The organism is Bacteroides sp. 2201st1_D9_2201SCRN_220225 (assembly GCF_040928965.1).
In the GTDB taxonomy this organism is placed as follows: Bacteria; Bacteroidota; Bacteroidia; order Bacteroidales; family Bacteroidaceae; genus Bacteroides; species Bacteroides stercoris.
The window spans coordinates 1-16,795 of sequence record NZ_JBCODG010000024.1 but is presented as its reverse complement, the minus strand read 5'-3'; the positions used below and the strand labels follow the sequence as shown (position 1 = coordinate 16,795).

At 42.7% G+C, this 16,795-nt stretch carries 18 protein-coding genes; 11 read left to right on the top strand and 7 right to left on the bottom strand.

Annotation, left to right across the window (positions count from 1 at the left end; translation table 11 throughout):
- Positions 1-121: 121 nt before the first annotated feature.
- The 5 genes from AB5903_RS09820 to nusB are packed head-to-tail and all read right to left on the bottom strand — an operon-like array spanning position 122 to position 3,518.
- Positions 122-559 carry a DUF5606 domain-containing protein gene (locus AB5903_RS09820; protein WP_022103571.1) on the bottom strand — a complete coding sequence of 146 codons (438 nt, stop codon included), beginning with the start codon at positions 557-559 and terminating at the stop codon, positions 122-124.
- Between the two features lie 28 nt (positions 560-587).
- A complete protein-coding gene (coaE, locus tag AB5903_RS09815; RefSeq protein WP_272709831.1) occupies positions 588-1,202 on the bottom strand; it encodes a dephospho-CoA kinase in 615 nt (204 codons plus the stop codon).
- Positions 1,199-2,209: a CdaR family protein gene (locus AB5903_RS09810; RefSeq protein WP_005652030.1), complete on the bottom strand. Its 1,011-nt coding sequence runs from the start codon at positions 2,207-2,209 to the stop codon at positions 1,199-1,201. The genes coaE and AB5903_RS09810 overlap by 4 nt, the downstream gene beginning before the upstream one ends.
- A 14-nt stretch (positions 2,210-2,223) precedes the next feature.
- Positions 2,224-2,553 carry a preprotein translocase subunit YajC gene (yajC, locus tag AB5903_RS09805; protein ID WP_272709832.1) on the bottom strand — a complete coding sequence of 110 codons (330 nt, stop codon included), beginning with the start codon at positions 2,551-2,553 and terminating at the stop codon, positions 2,224-2,226.
- A 38-nt stretch (positions 2,554-2,591) separates the two neighbouring features.
- Positions 2,592-3,518, bottom strand: a complete 927-nt coding sequence (gene nusB / locus AB5903_RS09800; protein ID WP_005652034.1) for a transcription antitermination factor NusB — start codon at positions 3,516-3,518, stop codon at positions 2,592-2,594.
- Positions 3,519-3,689: 171 nt separating this feature from the next.
- Here nusB and AB5903_RS09795 point away from each other — a divergent pair, with 171 nt between their 5' ends.
- The 5 genes from AB5903_RS09795 to AB5903_RS09775 all read left to right on the top strand — a co-directional run bounded on the left by AB5903_RS09795 (position 3,690) and on the right by AB5903_RS09775 (position 6,938).
- On the top strand, positions 3,690-4,091 hold the full coding sequence (locus AB5903_RS09795) for a PUR family DNA/RNA-binding protein (RefSeq protein WP_005652036.1): 402 nt from the start codon (positions 3,690-3,692) through the stop codon (positions 4,089-4,091).
- A gap of 138 nt (positions 4,092-4,229) precedes the next feature.
- On the top strand, positions 4,230-4,823 hold the full coding sequence (locus AB5903_RS09790) for a 50S ribosomal protein L25/general stress protein Ctc (RefSeq protein ID WP_005652037.1): 594 nt from the start codon (positions 4,230-4,232) through the stop codon (positions 4,821-4,823).
- 142 nt (positions 4,824-4,965) lie between these two features.
- A complete protein-coding gene (gene pth / locus AB5903_RS09785) occupies positions 4,966-5,529 on the top strand; it encodes an aminoacyl-tRNA hydrolase (protein ID WP_272709833.1) in 564 nt (187 codons plus the stop codon).
- Positions 5,526-5,942 (top strand): RNA-binding S4 domain-containing protein, encoded by a 417-nt coding sequence (locus tag AB5903_RS09780; RefSeq protein ID WP_005652041.1) that lies wholly within the window; start codon positions 5,526-5,528, stop codon positions 5,940-5,942. The genes pth and AB5903_RS09780 overlap by 4 nt, the downstream gene beginning before the upstream one ends.
- Before the next feature lie 9 nt (positions 5,943-5,951).
- Complete coding sequence (locus tag AB5903_RS09775; RefSeq protein WP_005652043.1) at positions 5,952-6,938, top strand: Gfo/Idh/MocA family protein; 987 nt, start codon at positions 5,952-5,954, stop codon at positions 6,936-6,938.
- Between the two features lie 105 nt (positions 6,939-7,043).
- Here the strand turns inward: AB5903_RS09775 and AB5903_RS09770 are convergent, their stop codons facing one another.
- Together AB5903_RS09770 and AB5903_RS09765 are read right to left on the bottom strand one after the other, a co-directional pair.
- Positions 7,044-7,469 (bottom strand): HIT family protein, encoded by a 426-nt coding sequence (locus AB5903_RS09770; RefSeq protein ID WP_005652045.1) that lies wholly within the window; start codon positions 7,467-7,469, stop codon positions 7,044-7,046.
- A 56-nt stretch (positions 7,470-7,525) separates the two neighbouring features.
- A complete protein-coding gene (locus tag AB5903_RS09765; protein WP_005652047.1) occupies positions 7,526-9,793 on the bottom strand; it encodes a cation:proton antiporter in 2,268 nt (755 codons plus the stop codon).
- A 251-nt stretch (positions 9,794-10,044) separates the two neighbouring features.
- On the opposite strand from AB5903_RS09765, the gene mce reads away from it, so the two are divergent.
- From mce to AB5903_RS09735, 6 genes are all read left to right on the top strand, one after another.
- Entirely contained in the window at positions 10,045-10,461 is a 417-nt protein-coding gene (gene mce, locus AB5903_RS09760) for a methylmalonyl-CoA epimerase (protein ID WP_016662444.1), read from the top strand.
- Between the two features lie 67 nt (positions 10,462-10,528).
- The gene (locus AB5903_RS09755; RefSeq protein ID WP_005652050.1) at positions 10,529-12,082 is read left to right on the top strand and encodes an acyl-CoA carboxylase subunit beta; all 1,554 of its coding nucleotides are present in this window, start codon (positions 10,529-10,531) and stop codon (positions 12,080-12,082) included.
- 47 nt (positions 12,083-12,129) lie between these two features.
- Entirely contained in the window at positions 12,130-13,062 is a 933-nt protein-coding gene (locus AB5903_RS09750; protein ID WP_005652052.1) for an OadG family transporter subunit, read from the top strand.
- Positions 13,063-13,087: 25 nt separating this feature from the next.
- Entirely contained in the window at positions 13,088-13,519 is a 432-nt protein-coding gene (locus AB5903_RS09745; protein WP_016662445.1) for a biotin/lipoyl-containing protein, read from the top strand.
- Position 13,520: 1 nt separating this feature from the next.
- Complete coding sequence (locus AB5903_RS09740) at positions 13,521-14,681, top strand: sodium ion-translocating decarboxylase subunit beta (RefSeq protein WP_005652056.1); 1,161 nt, start codon at positions 13,521-13,523, stop codon at positions 14,679-14,681.
- A gap of 108 nt (positions 14,682-14,789) precedes the next feature.
- Positions 14,790-16,640, top strand: coding sequence for a glycoside hydrolase family 13 protein (locus AB5903_RS09735; protein ID WP_016662446.1), 1,851 nt, complete (start codon positions 14,790-14,792; stop codon positions 16,638-16,640).
- Positions 16,641-16,795 lie beyond the last annotated feature (155 nt).

Sequence of the window (16,795 nt, the reverse complement as noted above, 5' to 3'; positions counted from 1 at the left end):
TCGCGGATTTCACGGAAAAAGAACAAAGGACGTGTAATCTGTGCCTAAAAAGAAACAATTAGCAAGCGGATGTTAATTTTGACATACCCTCTTTTTATTTTAACCTCAGAATGAAGTATAATTATTCAGCTGTTTCTTCTTTAACCTCTTCAGCAGCAGTTTCAGATGTTTCTTCAAAGTCTGTCATATCACTTGCTACCAACAGATTATACCAGGAAATCAGTTTTTTAATATCAGACACATATACGCGGTCGCGGTCAAAATTAGGCAACACCTCCGCCAAATAAGCTTGGAGCTCTTTCACAGAAGCCTTTTTTACATCCAATGCCACGGCTGCACCGTTTTCCTTTTTCTTCATAGAGAGAAGTACATCTTTCAAAGGTACTTCTTCTGTATCTGTATACATGGCAATATCTCCTAAAGAGATAATCTTTTCATTACCATAAGCAGGAAAACGTTTCTTGTCAACAAGTGACTCCACAATCAACATATTCTTTCCCTGAGAGATGAGTTTATACAATCCCGGCTTACCGGAAATAGACAAAATAGTCTTCAACATAATATATTCAGTTTTTGTAATTAGTAGTTCATTTTTTCGGTGGGCAAAGATAGGTATTATTTTGAGACAGAAAAGTGATTAAGCCCAAAACCTGCGGAATTAACGGTGTTTCGTCATCATTCACTATCACAAAATCTGCCAGTTTCCGTTTTTCTTCATCGCCCATCTGACTACGAATGCGCTTTTCTATCAGTTCGCGTGAGGAAGCATCCCGCTTCATGGCACGCTGTACCCGTATCTCCTCGGGAGCGTAAACCATAACAACTACATCAACCTCATCTGCAAATCCAGCCTCTATCAGAATAGCAGACTCGATTCCTGCCATCCGGCATGCCGCACGCTGACAAACCCACTGCCTGAAATCCTCTTTTACACGCGGATGAACAATACCATTAATCTGCCCGGCATGCTCGGGACTACCGAAAAGATAAGACGCAAGCAGAGACTTATTCAATACTCCACCGGCATACACCTCCTCACCCAACAAGGCAGTCAACTCACTGCGAATACAAGAGTCTGTCATCATAAGCTGTTTGGTTTCCACATCAGAAATATAGACCGGGATTCCCATCACCTCCAACAGTCGGGACACAACACTTTTTCCACTGCCGATACCACCGGTTATACCTATCTTGACAGTCATAATGAAGGAGATATTTGTTCTATAAGAAAATCGACCTGCTCCGGATTAAAACGCACTTGTTTCACCCCGTCGGGAATATTCCGCAATTTTACCGTATACTTGTCCGACCCCAAACGCAGCAGTTCCTCATAAGAAACATTGATATGAAAATCATCTGCAGTTATCTCACGGAAACGGCTAAGCCCTACCTGGAAAGTTACTTGAACCTTAGAAGGAAAAGCACGCAATACTTTATCAGCCGGAAAGTTTACGCCGTGCAACGGCACTTCCACCGTCTTTTCCGTATAAATGTCCACAGGAAGTATCATCTCGATAGAGGCAGGAACAAACTTCACACCTCGTCGCGCAAGCAAAGACACCTGTTGCCGCAATGTATCGGAGACATTCTCCTGTTTGACAGGCTGGGTATAGGCAGCGGTTATCGTATCCAGTACCCCTTCCGGTGCATAAGCCAAAACCGAGTCCGGTTTAAAAATCGTATCCGACAAATAATATTGACGGCCGGCACCCACTGTCCCCGATAATCTGACAGGCACCAATTTGGACATTCCCGTTGCATAAATGTATTCCAAGGTATCTGGCTTCATAGAAAGCAAGCGGGTGGAAACATTCAACTGACTCAGCACTTTTTTCTCAAACTGAGAAGCATAAATACGTACATGATTATCAACAGCTTTATAATCGGAAAAATCGAGCGAAACCGGATAGAAGCTCTTTCCCAACATATAATTAAGCAAAACAGTACCTTTATCCTTTACCTTTATATGCAGTTCGGAAACCGGCTCTGAAGTAATCATCGTATTATTAGGCACTCCACGCAAACGGACCGGAATAGAAAATTCCGCTTCATAATCGTTGTTCAGTGTCTGCAACAACCAGAAACCACCGGCTATAAAGAAGAAAAATAAAAAAACAAAGAACTCTCTGCTCTTATCACTGAGCAGAAAGTCCTTTGTTTTTCCGGTTATATTCAAATAAATACGTCTTATGTTCCTACGATCAAACATAGGCTCACATCTGCTTATTTAGAAGCCTGACTACTGTTTGCATCAGCAGCAGCGGCAATAATGGAATTCTTGTCAATATGGATTTTAACGTTGGAAGCAATTTCAAGAACCACATCATTATCGTTAATTTCCTTGATAATACCATGAATGCCACCGGCAGTAATCACCTTTTGGTTCACTTGAAGAGATTTGCGGAAATTCGCAATTTCTTTTTGCTTCTTATTTTGCGGGCGAATCATAAAGAAATACATAATAGCGAACATAGCTATCAACATAATCCACATCATGCTTCCGTCCGGGCCTGCAGCAGGAGCTTGCAGGAAAAATACTGTCATCAAATTCATAAATATTCCGTTTTAATTTTTATTATTCAACAAAGGTATCAGTTTTTCGACAACTTCCCTTCTTTTTTCAATTCCTTAACTATTCCATCCAAAGTGCCATTGACAAAACTGCCACTCTTGGCTGTACTGTACACTTTGGCTATATCTACATACTCATTCAACGAAACGCTGACGGGAATGTTCGGGAAACTCAATATTTCGGCCAATGCACACTGCATGATAACTACATCCATAAAAGCTACACGGTCCAAATCCCAGTTACGTGTGTTTTCGCTGATAAGATGACGGTAGTAATCGCAGTTCAGAATAGCACGGCGGAACAAACGGCGGGCAAACTCCTGATCTTCATCATCCTTAAATTCAGGCAATAACGGCTGATTCGCGCCATTCTTCTCATCAAAGCGTTTGATTGTTTTCAGAACGAATGTATCCACAATTTCCTTGTCGTCATTCCAATAAAGGCTTTGATCTTCGAGCAATATATCAAGTTCCTCATTATTGAAAATGAATGTCTTATAAAGCTTTCTCCATAATTCACGATCTGCCTCGTAAGAGTTTTCGGAAGAAGCCATATATTCCTTATATATATCAGATGCTACAATCTTTTCAAATAATCCTTTAACAAAATCTTCATCATTCTCCCATGTACGTTTCTGGTTGGAGATAAAGTCCATCAACTGCCTGTTCACTTCCAGTTGGGAAATGAATTTGTTTTCTACAAACTTCATGTTCGGATACAACTCTTCGGCTGTGGGAGCCAATTTTGCTTTTGCCGCATCAATGCGCTTTTGTGCGTAGTTCGTCAAGGCTATCATCAACATAAGCAGATAATTGTAAAGGTCATATGCCTTGGAGAGACTAAAGAACAACTCTTTCTCCGCAGCATCTAAATTTTTACTGCCATTCTGATAATAAGCATATACAATCTGTATAATCTTAAGACGAATAAGAACTCTGTTTATCATAACTAAAGTAAATACTGGTGTTTTAACGAGGTGCAAAAGTAGATATTTTTAATGAGTTTACATAAATAAATCACATTTTTTAATGCAGATAATCATTATCCGGGCTTTTTCTTTTGACAGTTTAAAAAAAATCGTCAATTTTGAACCCGATTACAACAAGATAGCTATAATATGGAAGACTTTAAAAAGAAAAGCGGACTGGACGTGAGCGACAAAGAAATAGTATTCTCCCAATCCATTAAAGCAGGCAAGCGCATCTATTATTTAGATGTTAAGAAAAACAGAAAGGACGAAATGTTCCTTGCTATCACTGAAAGCAAGAAGATAGTAACAGGTGAAGGAGATGAATCACAGGTTAGTTTTGAAAAACATAAAATCTTTTTGTACAAAGAAGATTTTGAAAAATTCATGAATGGCCTGCAACAGGCTATTGGCTTCATTCAGGAACAGCAAGGATGTTTTATGCGCCGCAACGACAATGAAGAACAACCAGACAATGTGCAGCCGGCAGAAGAACAGAAAGAAAAAGATTCTCCGCTTGACGGAGAAATTAAAATAGATATTGATTTTTAAAGGAAAACCTTTTGATAATTCAAAAAGAAGCGGTATTTTTGCACCGCTTTTTTGCAACATCGTGTGGTGAACCACATCGTGTGATGGTGAATTAAGCAATAATCTACTTAATTTAGAGTAACACAAAAAGAAATTAAAATGAAATCAATTGAAGTAAAAGGAACTGCAAGAACTATTGCAGAGCGTTCTTCGGAACAAGCAAGAGCTTTGAAAGCTATTCGTAAAGACAACGGTGTACCTTGCGTACTCTACGGAGCAGGTGAAAACGTTCATTTCACTGTACCGGCAGAAGGTCTGCGCAATTTGGTTTATACTCCGCACATCTACGTGGTTGACCTGATTATCGATGGCAAGAAAGTAAATGCTATCTTGAAAGATATTCAATTCCACCCGGTAAAAGATACTATCCTGCACGTTGACTTCTATCAGATTGATGAAACTAAACCTATCGTAATGGAAGTTCCCGTACAAATGGAAGGTTTGGCAGAAGGTGTGAAAGCCGGTGGTAAGCTGACTCTGCAGATGCGTAAACTGAAAGTTAAAGCTTTGTACAACGCTATTCCTGAAAAACTGATTGTCAATGTATCTCATTTGGGATTGGGCAAAACGGTAAAAGTAGGTGAATTAAGCTACGAAGGTTTGGAACTGTTGAATGCTAAAGAAGCCGTTGTATGTGCTGTTAAGTTGACTCGTGCCGCAAGAGGTGCTGCTGCAGCTGCAGCAAACAACTAATCGGCGCTTTCTTAGTAAGCAAACGAGATATTCCGGAACGCGGATTAACGCAGACGACGCAGATTTCATATCCGCGGACAACTGCGATAATCCGCGTTCCTCTCTTTTTATCTGAATTATCATTAAAGCCAAGTATATAAAAATGAAATATCTAATTGCCGGTTTAGGCAATATCGGTCCCGAATATCACGAAACCCGCCATAATATAGGCTTCATGGTAGTAGATGCTTTAGCTCAAGCAGCCGGAATAACCTTTAATGACGGACGCTATGGTTTTACAGCTACCATGCCGTTCAAAGGACGCCAACTGATATTGCTGAAACCGTCTACTTTCATGAATCTGAGTGGAAATGCCGTACGCTATTGGATGCAAAAAGAGAACATTCCGTTGGAAAACGTACTGATTGTAGTAGATGATTTGGCACTACCTTTCGGCACCCTGCGGCTGAAAGGGAAAGGAAGCGATGCGGGACATAACGGACTGAAACATATTGCAGCCACATTAGGTACCCAAAACTATGCCCGCCTGCGTTTTGGTATCGGTAATGATTTTCCCCGCGGCGGACAAGTGGATTTCGTTTTGGGACACTTTACGGACGAAGACTGGAAAACAATGGATGAACGCCTGAAAACAGCCGGCGAAATCATTAAAAGTTTCTGTCTCGCCGGTATAGACATTACAATGAATCAGTTCAACAAGAAATGAGTGAAGCAAGAATAGACAAATGGATGTGGGCTGTACGCATATTCAAGACACGTACAATTGCAGCCGAAGCCTGCAAAAAAGGACGTATCAGTATCAATGGTGCACTTGCAAAGGCAGCTCGAATGGTGAAGCCGGGAGATGTAATACAAGTACGCAAACCGCCGGTTACCTATTCTTTCAAAGTACTACAGACTATTGAAAAGCGTGTAGGCGCCAAGCTTGTTCCCGAAATGATGGAGAACATAACCGCCCCGGAGCAATATGAACTGTTGGAAATGAGCAAAATCAGCGGATTTATCAACCGCGCTAAGGGAACGGGACGCCCCACCAAAAAGGATCGCCGTGAACTGGAAGACTTTACTGCGCCTGAATTCGTGGATGACTTTGATTTTGATTTCGACTTTGAAGAATAATATACAAGTATGAGTGAGAAAATAATAAAATGGGGATTTATCGGCTGCGGAGAAGTGACCAAATACAAAAGTGGACCTGCATTTCAAAAAATTGAACACTCCGAAGTGGTAGCTGTGATGAGTCGGGATATCTCCAAAGCCAAAGCTTATGCCAAAGAAAGAGGCATTGCCAAATGGTACAATGATGCACAGGAACTGATTAATGATGAAGACGTAAATGCCGTATATATTGCCACCCCACCCTCTTCCCATGCCACATATGCCATCATGTCCATGAAAGCCGGCAAACCGGTATACATAGAAAAGCCGATGGCAGTGACTTATGAAGAGTGTTGCCGCATCAACCGTATTTCCCAAGAAACTGGCATACCTTGTTTTGTAGCCTATTACCGCCGTTATCTTCCTTATTTCCTGAAAGTAAAGTCATTGGTGGAAGAAGGGGCCATCGGAAATGTCATCAATATACAAATTCGTTTTGCCCAGCCACCTCGCGATCTGGACTATAACAAGGAGAACCTACCCTGGCGTGTACAGCCCGATATCGCCGGTGGCGGTTATTTTTATGATTTGGCTCCACACCAGATAGACATACTGCAAGATATGTTCGGATATATTCTTGAAGCCAACGGATACAAGAGCAACCGTGGCGGACTATATTCTGCAGAGGATACCCTCAGTGCCTGTTTCCAATTTGACAGCGGTCTGGTAGGCAGCGGCTCGTGGTGTTTCGTTGCACATGAGTCTGCACGTGAAGACCGTATCGAAATCATCGGAGACAAAGGTATGATATGCTTTTCTGTATTTACCTATGATCCCATAGCCTTACACACCGAACGAGGAAGGGAAGAAATCCCTGTAGAAAACCCCATTTACGTCCAGCAACCGCTTATTCAAGCTGTTGTAGACCATTTACTTGGCAAATCAATCTGTAACTGCGATGGCGAAAGCGCAACACTGACAAACTGGGTAATGGACAAAATTTTAAATAAAATATAAAATACGAAGTATAAGGTATAAATGGCTATGCTATGATATTACATAACCATTTGTCATTCATAAATCATGCTCATTGCCAATTTATACTTTATACTTCATTCTCTTTCAAAGTTTGCTTCTCACCGCTTCAACCAATTCCTGATATTCGACATCCGTCAGATACACCTTTCCCGGATTCATCTGGAAAGTACCACCATAATCGGGACCATCTACATATTTCGGCGCCAAATGAAAATGAAGATGAGATAATTTGTCTGAATACGCACCATAATTAATCTTTTCCGGATTAAAAGCTTTTTGCATGGCACGAGTCACACGGGCAACATCAGCCATGAAAGCATTGCGTTCCTCATCCGTTAGTTCATTCAAGTCATTGACATGGTCTTTGTAAGCCACAAGGCAGCGCCCGCGATAAGTTTGTTCCTTAAAAAGGAAGACACGTGACACACTAAGCTGCGCAATCTCAATCATCAGATTATGCAACGTTTCATTATTCTGACAGTACAGACAGTCTTTCGGATCACTTTTCATGATATTTCTTTTTTAAAGTTTATGTTCGTAAAGCAAAGATAACCGTTATTCCAATATCACAGGTCGACATTCTCATCATTTTCACCGACCAATTTGTACACATCGACATTCTCACCGACAATCCATACTACATCCTCCTCGACAAAAGGCTCGTGCACGTCAGGAGCATGCAAAGTTTCCCCTCCTCGCTCCACTCCAACAATCAGGCAGTGGTATTTCTCGCGTATGCCTGCATCTTTCAATGTTTTACCTAAGAACGGGGAATTTGCATCGATACGCAACTGACGCAGTATCATCTCACTTTTTTCCACGGCGTCCGCAGCTATCGTTGAAAGCTTATTCATTTCCTCACCAAACACATTCAATTCTTCATCAGTAGCAATAACCTGTATCTTATCTAAAGGAAAAAGACGCACAGAAGCACCGGGAATATTTATCCGCCTGCGTCCACGAAGAATAGAAACGACATGCACCCCATAACGCTTGCCAAAATTCAACTCCGCCAGCGTCTTGCCTGCCCAAGCCGATTCCCCGGGAATCTCATAATCCGTCAAATGCAAATCACGCGAAAGCAGACGGCCTGCATATTCAGGCTTCTTCTCGCCCAAATATTCCGCACGCATATCCCGCGACCGCAAATTCTGAAAAAAAGTACGTTCAATCATTATAGACTGCCGCTTCAACTGTCTGGAAAGTATCATCACTATAACCAGCAGTACCGCAACTCCAAAGACAAGACCAACCGACAGTTTAAACAGTCCGGCTATTACAAACATCACAAAAGAAACTGCCAACAGAATTCGCAGCACGATAGTAGCTACCAGCGGAGCGCGATTTCCCCGACTGTCGCGCCACAATGTTACGAATTCTACCGAATGGTTTTTCTTAATCATGATGGCTCGCAGAAAAGGAGAAATAAACAGAACAATGACCAAAGCAGACAATAAAGAGCCCCAAATCCCAGGCAAGTTTCCCTTGAAAAACGGTACCAGGAAGCGGAATGCGATAGCAATCACCGCCACACTTACAATGGAATAAACCACCGTAATACGCAACAAAGCAAATATCAGTTTCTTCCATAAACTCTCATGATTCACAGTCTGCGAACCGGAAGCATAATGCAGCAAAAATTTCTGCCACCGTTCCGGCAAATGCGTATCGACAAAATTGGAAGCCGGTTCTGCAAAACGAATCATATAAGGGGTAAGAAAGGTAGTAATGACAGATACAGCCACCACTATAGGATACAGAAAATGACTTGTTACATGCAAAGACACTCCCAAAGAAGCGATGATAAAAGCAAATTCTCCAATCTGCGTCAAACTGAATCCGCATTGCATAGCCGTCTTAAGCGGCTGCCCTGCAAGCAATACTCCCAATGTGCCGAACAACGATTGCCCGACAATAACCGCCAATGTGATGACAACAATAGGACCCGCATATTCTACTATCATCAAAGGGTCTACCATCATACCTACAGATACAAAGAATATGGCGCCGAATAAATCTTTTACCGGCTTAACCAGACGTTCAATACTTTCCGCCTCTACCGTTTCAGCCAGAATAGACCCCATGATAAAAGCGCCGAACGCTGCTGAAAATCCCGTATGGGCAGCAAGCACAACCATACCGAAACAAAGCCCGAGCGATACAATCAGCAAAGTCTCCTCACTCATCAGCTTCCGACATTTTTTCAACAGAACAGGAATCAAATAGATGCCGACCACAAACCACAATATAAGAAAGAATAACAGTTTTGCTATACTGCCCAGCATTTCCGTCCCTTCAAAATTATGACTGACTGCCATGGTAGACAGCATAACCATCAGGACAATGGCAAGAATATCTTCCAAAATCAACACACTGAGCACCAGCCCGGTAAACTTTTTCTTGCGCATGCCCAAATCATCAAATGCCTTATAGATAATAGTAGTGGAAGACATGGCTATCATACCGCCCAAGAAAATGCAGTCCATCCGTTTCCATCCGAAAGCCGTGCCAACTGCCACGCCCAACAATATCATACAGAATATAATTGTACAAGCAGCGATTATAGCGGCTCCCCCCACCTTGACTATTTTCTTAAAGCTAAACTCCAGCCCCAAAGCAAACAGCAAGAAAATAACGCCGATGTCCGCCCAAGTCTGTATGTTTGCCGTATCCATCACCGAAGGGGTATAAGCCATGTGAGGACTGGCCAAGAAGCCTGCAACGACATACCCCAAGACTAACGGTTGTTTCAGTTTTTTAAATAATAGCGTCATTATTCCGGCGCAAATCAGTATCAATGCCAAATCGGCGATCAAGGGAGCTAAATGTGACATAATATTTGTCCGATTGAAATTCTACTGACAAAGATATAACAAAAAAAGCTTTTGAATCTCTTTTATAACAAAAAACGAGTACCATCAATAGATAAAACAACGACCGGTTGTCTCAATTATAAAATCATTTTAAGAAGAAATACCTTTATAATTAATTGGCGAAAAATTTCTTTATTCAAGTAGAAATATCTTTCTTTGTACTGCTGATTTTAAAAATTTGGAATTGAATACCAACATTAATAAAAACTGTTATGAAAATTTCGCACATTGAACATTTAGGCATTGCTGTAAAAAGCATTGAAGAAGCCCTTCCGTACTACGAAAATGTATTAGGTTTAAAATGCTACAACATTGAAACCGTAGAAGATCAAAAGGTAAGAACCGCTTTCTTGAAAGTAGGTGACGTGAAAATTGAGTTGCTCGAACCCACTTCTCCCGAAAGCACCATTGCCAAATTCATCGAAAAGAACAACGGTAACGGCGGTATGCACCATTTAGCATTTGCTGTGGAAGACGGAGTGGCAAACGCTCTCGCAGAAGTTGAAGGAAAAGGTATCCGCCTGATTGACAAAGCTCCCCGTAAAGGTGCGGAAGGCTTGAACATCTCATTCCTGCATCCGAAATCCACACTCGGCGTATTGACGGAACTTTGCGAAAAAGGAGAATAAAGATTTATGGTTTGAAATCATAAATCCGAAAACATAAATCTGAAATCATAAATCATAAATAAAGAATATGAGTAATCAACTTGAGAAAATTAAAGAGCTTATTGACCGCCGTACGGCTGCGCGTCTTGGTGGTGGTGAAAAAGCGATTGCAAAGCAACATGAGAAAGGGAAATATACAGCTCGCGAGCGTATAGCAATGTTACTCGATGAAGGAAGTTTCGAAGAAATGGACATGTTTGTTGAGCACAGATGTACGAATTTCGGTATGGAAAAGAAACACTACCCCGGCGACGGTGTGGTTACCGGTTGCGGTACCATCGACGGTCGCTTGGTCTACATTTTCGCACAGGATTTCACTGTTTCTGCCGGTTCATTGTCGGAAACCATGTCTTTGAAGATTTGCAAAATCATGGATCAAGCAATGAAGATGGGTGCTCCCTGTATCGGTATCAATGACTCGGGTGGTGCACGTATTCAAGAAGGTATCAATGCTTTAGCCGGATATGCCGAGATTTTCCAACGCAATATTCTTGCTTCTGGCGTTATTCCCCAAATTTCCGGTATCTTCGGTCCTTGTGCCGGTGGTGCGGTTTATTCTCCTGCCCTGACTGACTTTACACTAATGATGGAAGGAACGTCCTACATGTTCCTTACTGGTCCGAAAGTGGTAAAGACCGTAACCGGAGAAGATGTCAGCCAGGAAAATTTGGGTGGTGCAAGCGTACACTCTACCAAATCCGGTGTAACTCACTTCACTGCAAAGACCGAAGAGGAAGGTCTTGCACTTATCCGCAAGCTACTGAGCTACATCCCTCAAAATAATTTGGAAGAAGCTCCTTACACAGATTGTACAGATCCCATCGACCGTCTGGAAGATTCTCTGAACGATATTATCCCTGACAATCCGAACAAGCCTTACGATATGTACGAAGTTATCGGTGCTATCGTTGACAACGGAGAGTTCCTTGAAATTCAGAAAGACTATTCCAAGAATATCATTATTGGTTTTGCCCGTTTCAACGGACAATCAGTCGGCATTGTAGCCAACCAGCCCAAATATCTGGCAGGTGTACTTGATAGCAACGCTTCTCGTAAGGGTGCACGTTTCGTCCGTTTCTGCGATGCTTTCAATATTCCTATCGTATCTTTGGTAGATGTACCGGGCTTCCTTCCCGGAACCGGTCAGGAGTACAACGGTGTTATCCTGCACGGTGCCAAATTACTGTATGCCTACGGTGAAGCTACCGTACCTAAAGTTACTATCACCCTACGCAAATCCTATGGCGGTTCGCACATCGTAATGAGCTGTAAGCAACTTCGTGGTGACATGAACTATGCATGGCCTACTGCTGAAATCGCAGTTATGGGTGGTGCAGGTGCAGTAGAAGTTCTGTATGCACGCGAGGCTAAAGAGCAAGAAAATCCGGCTCAGTTCCTGGCTGAAAAAGAAGCTGAATATACCAAACTGTTTGCCAATCCTTACAATGCAGCCAAGTATGGCTATATCGATGATGTTATCGAACCGCGCAACACGCGTTTCCGCATTATCCGCGCCCTGCAACAACTGCAAACCAAGAAATTGACCAACCCGGCCAAGAAACATGGTAATATTCCTCTTTAAGAATTGAGAATTAACAGTTGAGAATTAAAAAATAAAAACTCAAATTTATGAATAAAACAAAAATCGGAATATTCCTTTCATTGATGCTGGTGCTGGGGTTCTGTTCTTCTTGTGGAGAAAAGGAGTCAAACTCTAAACTGTTGCTGAATGAAGTGCTTATCACCAACGAAAGCAACTTTCAGGATGATTACGGTGTTCACAGCGCATGGATTGAGATATTCAACAAATCATATGGCAGCGCCGACCTTGCAGGTTGCTATCTGAAATTCAGCAGCCAACCGGGTGACACCGCTACCTATTTCATCCCGAAAGGTGATGTCCTGACTTTGGTAAAACCTCGTCAGCACGCGCTGTTTTGGGCAGACGGAGAACCTAATCGCGGTACTTTCCATACCAACTTTAAGTTAGACAGCCAGAACGCCAATTGGATCGGCTTATACGATTCCGGCAAGAAATTACTGGACCAGATTGTGGTACCCGCCGGAACATTACAAGCCAACCAATCTTATGCACGTGTCAGTGATGCCACTCCGGAATGGGAAGTAAAAGGAGATGCGTCCGATAAGTATGTAACTCCAAGCACCAATAACAAAACCATTGACAGCAATGCTAAAATGGAGAAGTTTGAAGAGCATGACAGTATAGGTATCGGTATGGCTATTTCCGCCATGAGTGTAGTATTTTCCGGATTACTCCTTCTTTATATCTCTTTCAAGATTATAGGCAAGATTTCTGTAAACCTCAGCAAACGTAACGCAATGCGCGCTAAGGGCATTACCGATAAAAAAGAGGCTAAAGAAAAACAACTGGGAGAAGCACCGGGTGAAGTATTCGCAGCCATTTCCCTGGCATTGCACGAAATGCAGAGTGATGTACACGATGTGGAAGACACCGTACTCACCATTACCCGCGTAAAACGCAGCTATTCACCTTGGAGTTCAAAGATTTACACGTTGCGTGAAACCCCTCAGAGAAAGTAAAGTCACCTTTAATAAAGATAAAACGATGAAAGAATATAAATACAAAATCAACGGTAACGCATATAAAGTTACTATTGGAGATATTGAAGACAACATCGCTCACGTAGAAGTGAACGGTACTCCCTACAAAGTAGAAATGGAAAAAGCTCCGAAAGTTGCAGTCAAACCGGTAGTACGCCCTGTTAGTGCAGCCCCAGCTGCCCCGACTGCTCCAGTTGTAAAACCGGCTGCTGCTTCAACCGGCAAGTCAGGTGTAAAATCTCCGCTGCCAGGTGTTATCCTTGACATCAAAGTCAATGTGGGTGATACCGTGAAGAAAGGCCAGGTTATCATTATCCTGGAGGCCATGAAAATGGAGAACAATATCAATGCCGACAAAGACGGTAAAATTACCGCTATTAATGTTAGTAAAGGAGAATCCGTACTCGAAGGTACTGACCTTGTAATTATTGAATAATATGGGAGAATTTATCACATTTTTAGGAAATAACCTTGCAGACTTCTGGACTTATACAGGTTTTGCCAATGCAACAGGCGGACATCTGGTAATGATTCTGGTAGGTTTATTCTTCATATACTTGGCTGTTGCCAAGGAATTTGAGCCGATGTTGCTGATTCCTATCGGTTTCGGTATGCTGATCGGTAATATCCCTTTCAATATGGAAGCCGGATTAAAAGTCGGTATCTATGAGGAAGGGTCTGTACTTAACATTCTGTATCAAGGGGTAACTTCCGGTTGGTATCCGCCACTTATTTTCTTGGGTATCGGAGCTATGACGGATTTCTCCGCTCTAATCTCTAACCCGAAGCTGATGCTAGTCGGTGCTGCCGCACAATTCGGTATTTTCGGTGCATACATGACTGCTTTGGCTATCGGATTCGATCCGATGCAAGCTGGTGCTATCGGTATCATCGGTGGTGCCGACGGTCCGACAGCCATTTTCCTTTCGTCCAAACTGGCTCCCAACCTGATGGGTGCAATTGCCGTGTCCGCCTATTCCTATATGGCATTAGTACCGGTAATCCAACCGCCTATCATGCGTCTGCTGACCAGCAAGAACGAGCGTCTTATCCGCATGAAACCGCCACGTGCAGTTTCTCATACGGAAAAAGTAATGTTCCCGATTATCGGTCTGTTACTTACCTGTTTCCTTGTTCCGTCCGGTTTGCCTTTGTTAGGTATGCTATTTTTCGGTAACTTACTAAAAGAGAGTGGTGTAACCCGCCGTCTGGCTAACACAGCCAGCGGTCCGCTGATTGATACCATCACAATTCTGCTTGGTCTGACTGTAGGTGCTTCCACACAAGCATCCGAATTCCTGACTACAGACTCATTGTGGATTTTTGGTTTGGGTGCATTCTCATTTATCATCGCAACCGCTTCCGGTGTAATCTTCGTGAAGATATTCAATATCTTCCTGAAGAAAGGCAACAAGATTAATCCGCTGATTGGTAATGCAGGCGTATCTGCAGTGCCTGACTCCGCACGTATCTCTCAAGTAGTAGGTTTGGAATATGATCCAACCAACTACCTGTTGATGCATGCCATGGGTCCGAACGTAGCGGGCGTTATCGGCTCAGCAGTAGCTGCCGGTATTCTGTTGGGATTCCTGATGTAAGCAGTGAAAACGTTTGCATAACCTGCATAAAGGATAATAGCGGAGAGGTAACAGCCTTCTCCGCTATTTTTTTTAATTTAGCGGAGAAAATAACGAAAAGCTAATATCATGAAAAAAGTATTCTTCATTTTAGGAACACTCCTACTTTCCCTCAGTACGTACGCAGCTATGAACGTAAACAAAATCGATCCACCATTTTGGTACACTGGTATGCAAAACCCCGAACTTCAGCTAATGGTATATGGTGAAGGCATCGGCAATGCAACGGTATCTGTCAACTATCCCGGCGTCTCACTGAGCAGCACAGTCAAATTGGAAAGCAATAATTACCTGCTGGTCTACCTCAGATTGGATAAAAATGTGAAACCCGGTAAAATGCCACTCACCTTCACGCAAGGCAAGAAAAAGTTCGTCAAAGAATATGAGTTAAAGGCACGTGCCAAAAAAGGCTGCGAGCACAAAGGTTTCGATGCATCCGATGCACTCTATCTGTTAATGCCCGACCGTTTTGCCAACGGCAACCCGGACAACGACCAAATAGCAGGCATGGCAGAATATAAGGTAGACCGCAACGACCCAAATGCTCGTCATGGCGGCGACCTCGCAGGTATCGAACAGCACCTTGATTACTTTTCCGATTTGGGCGTAACTGCCTTGTGGTTTACTCCGGTATTGGAAAATAACATGACCGGCGGTTCCTACCACGGCTATGCCACCACCGATTATTATAAAGTAGATCCCCGCTTCGGCACCAATGAAGAGTATAAGCAGCTCATCGAAAAATCTCATACACGCGGCATTAAAATCGTAATGGATATGATTTTCAACCACTGCGGTGTAGAGCATATATGGATAAAAGACATGCCTTGCAAAGATTGGTTCAACAACCCCGACCATGAAAATAACTTTGTGCAGACATCCTTCAAACTGACTCCCCACGTAGACCCTTATGCTTCGAAATACGATTTCAGCCAGATGAATGACGGTTGGTTCGTAACCGCCATGCCCGACCTCAACCAAAATAACCCGCATGTATACCGTTATCTCGTTCAGAACAGTTTCTGGTGGATTGAATATGCCGACATAGACGGTATCCGTATGGATACTTACCCCTATGCCGACTATGATGCCATGAGCAAATGGATGAAAGAGTTGAATGAAGAATACCCTAACTATAACACCGTAGGCGAAACATGGGTAACCGAACCGGCATATACCGCATGGTGGCAAAAGGACTCCAAACTGTCCGCTCCTAAAAACAGCAATCTGAAGACGGTAATGGATTTCAGTTTCTATGATAAAATCAACATTGCCAAAACGGAGGAAACAGAAACTTGGTTTAAAGGATTAGACCGAGTGTATAACAGTTTCGTATATGATTTTCTTTATCCGAATCCGGAATCGGTACTCGCTTTCATCGAGAATCACGACACCGACCGCTTTTTGGGTGAAGGAGAAAACCTTCCGATGCTGAAACAAGCCTCTACCCTGTTGCTCACCACCCGACGCATTCCGCAATTATACTACGGAACGGAGATTATGATGAACGGCGTAAAGAGCAAGAGCGACGGTTATGTTCGTAAAGACTTCCCCGGCGGCTGGGCAGACGATAAAGAAACCGCACTGACAGCCGAAGGCCGCAGCAAAATTCAAAACGATTGCTACAATTTCTACAAAACAATACTGAATTGGCGTAAAGGAAACAATGTGATTGCCAAAGGCAGTATGACTCAGTTTATGGTACAAAACGGCGTATATGCCTATGCTCGTCAGTATGAGGGCAAAATTGTTTTCGTAATGCTGAACGGTACAGATTCAGAAACCACCGTTCCTTTAAAATTCTACAAAGAAATTTTGAAAGACAAGAAACAAGGAAAAGATATTCTAAGCGGCAAAACAATTCTCTTTGAAAAAGAGTTGAAGATGGAAGCGCGTGAATCCCTGATCATCGAATTGTAAATAAATTCAAGTTTGACATAAATCAGGTACAGACTAAATAGACACGGATAATCCATAAAGTCCGTACCTAAAAACAAATGAGGTTGTGTCAAAATGCTGACACAGCCTCTTTTTATGCGCAAAGCCCAGACTTTCTCAAGCCCGGGCTTTGTTAT

Bases quoted from the DNA above. Each gene is read 5' to 3' on its own strand.
- AB5903_RS09755 (WP_005652050.1), top strand. From the start codon at position 10,529: ATGAGTAATCAACTTGAGAAAATTAAAGAGCTTATTGACCGCCGTACG.
- pth (WP_272709833.1), top strand. From the start codon at position 4,966: ATGAAATATCTAATTGCCGGTTTAGGCAATATCGGTCCCGAATATCAC.
- mce (WP_016662444.1), top strand. From the start codon at position 10,045: ATGAAAATTTCGCACATTGAACATTTAGGCATTGCTGTAAAAAGCATT.
- AB5903_RS09790 (WP_005652037.1), top strand. From the start codon at position 4,230: ATGAAATCAATTGAAGTAAAAGGAACTGCAAGAACTATTGCAGAGCGT.
- AB5903_RS09780 (WP_005652041.1), top strand. From the start codon at position 5,526: ATGAGTGAAGCAAGAATAGACAAATGGATGTGGGCTGTACGCATATTC.
- AB5903_RS09810 (WP_005652030.1), bottom strand. From the start codon at position 2,209: ATGTTTGATCGTAGGAACATAAGACGTATTTATTTGAATATAACCGGA.
- AB5903_RS09765 (WP_005652047.1), bottom strand. From the start codon at position 9,793: ATGTCACATTTAGCTCCCTTGATCGCCGATTTGGCATTGATACTGATT.
- AB5903_RS09735 (WP_016662446.1), top strand. From the start codon at position 14,790: ATGAAAAAAGTATTCTTCATTTTAGGAACACTCCTACTTTCCCTCAGT.
- AB5903_RS09775 (WP_005652043.1), top strand. From the start codon at position 5,952: ATGAGTGAGAAAATAATAAAATGGGGATTTATCGGCTGCGGAGAAGTG.
- AB5903_RS09740 (WP_005652056.1), top strand. From the start codon at position 13,521: ATGGGAGAATTTATCACATTTTTAGGAAATAACCTTGCAGACTTCTGG.
- nusB (WP_005652034.1), bottom strand. From the start codon at position 3,518: ATGATAAACAGAGTTCTTATTCGTCTTAAGATTATACAGATTGTATAT.
- AB5903_RS09745 (WP_016662445.1), top strand. From the start codon at position 13,088: ATGAAAGAATATAAATACAAAATCAACGGTAACGCATATAAAGTTACT.
- AB5903_RS09770 (WP_005652045.1), bottom strand. From the start codon at position 7,469: ATGAAAAGTGATCCGAAAGACTGTCTGTACTGTCAGAATAATGAAACG.
- coaE (WP_272709831.1), bottom strand. From the start codon at position 1,202: ATGACTGTCAAGATAGGTATAACCGGTGGTATCGGCAGTGGAAAAAGT.
- AB5903_RS09820 (WP_022103571.1), bottom strand. From the start codon at position 559: ATGTTGAAGACTATTTTGTCTATTTCCGGTAAGCCGGGATTGTATAAA.
- AB5903_RS09795 (WP_005652036.1), top strand. From the start codon at position 3,690: ATGGAAGACTTTAAAAAGAAAAGCGGACTGGACGTGAGCGACAAAGAA.
- AB5903_RS09750 (WP_005652052.1), top strand. From the start codon at position 12,130: ATGAATAAAACAAAAATCGGAATATTCCTTTCATTGATGCTGGTGCTG.
- yajC (WP_272709832.1), bottom strand. From the start codon at position 2,553: ATGAATTTGATGACAGTATTTTTCCTGCAAGCTCCTGCTGCAGGCCCG.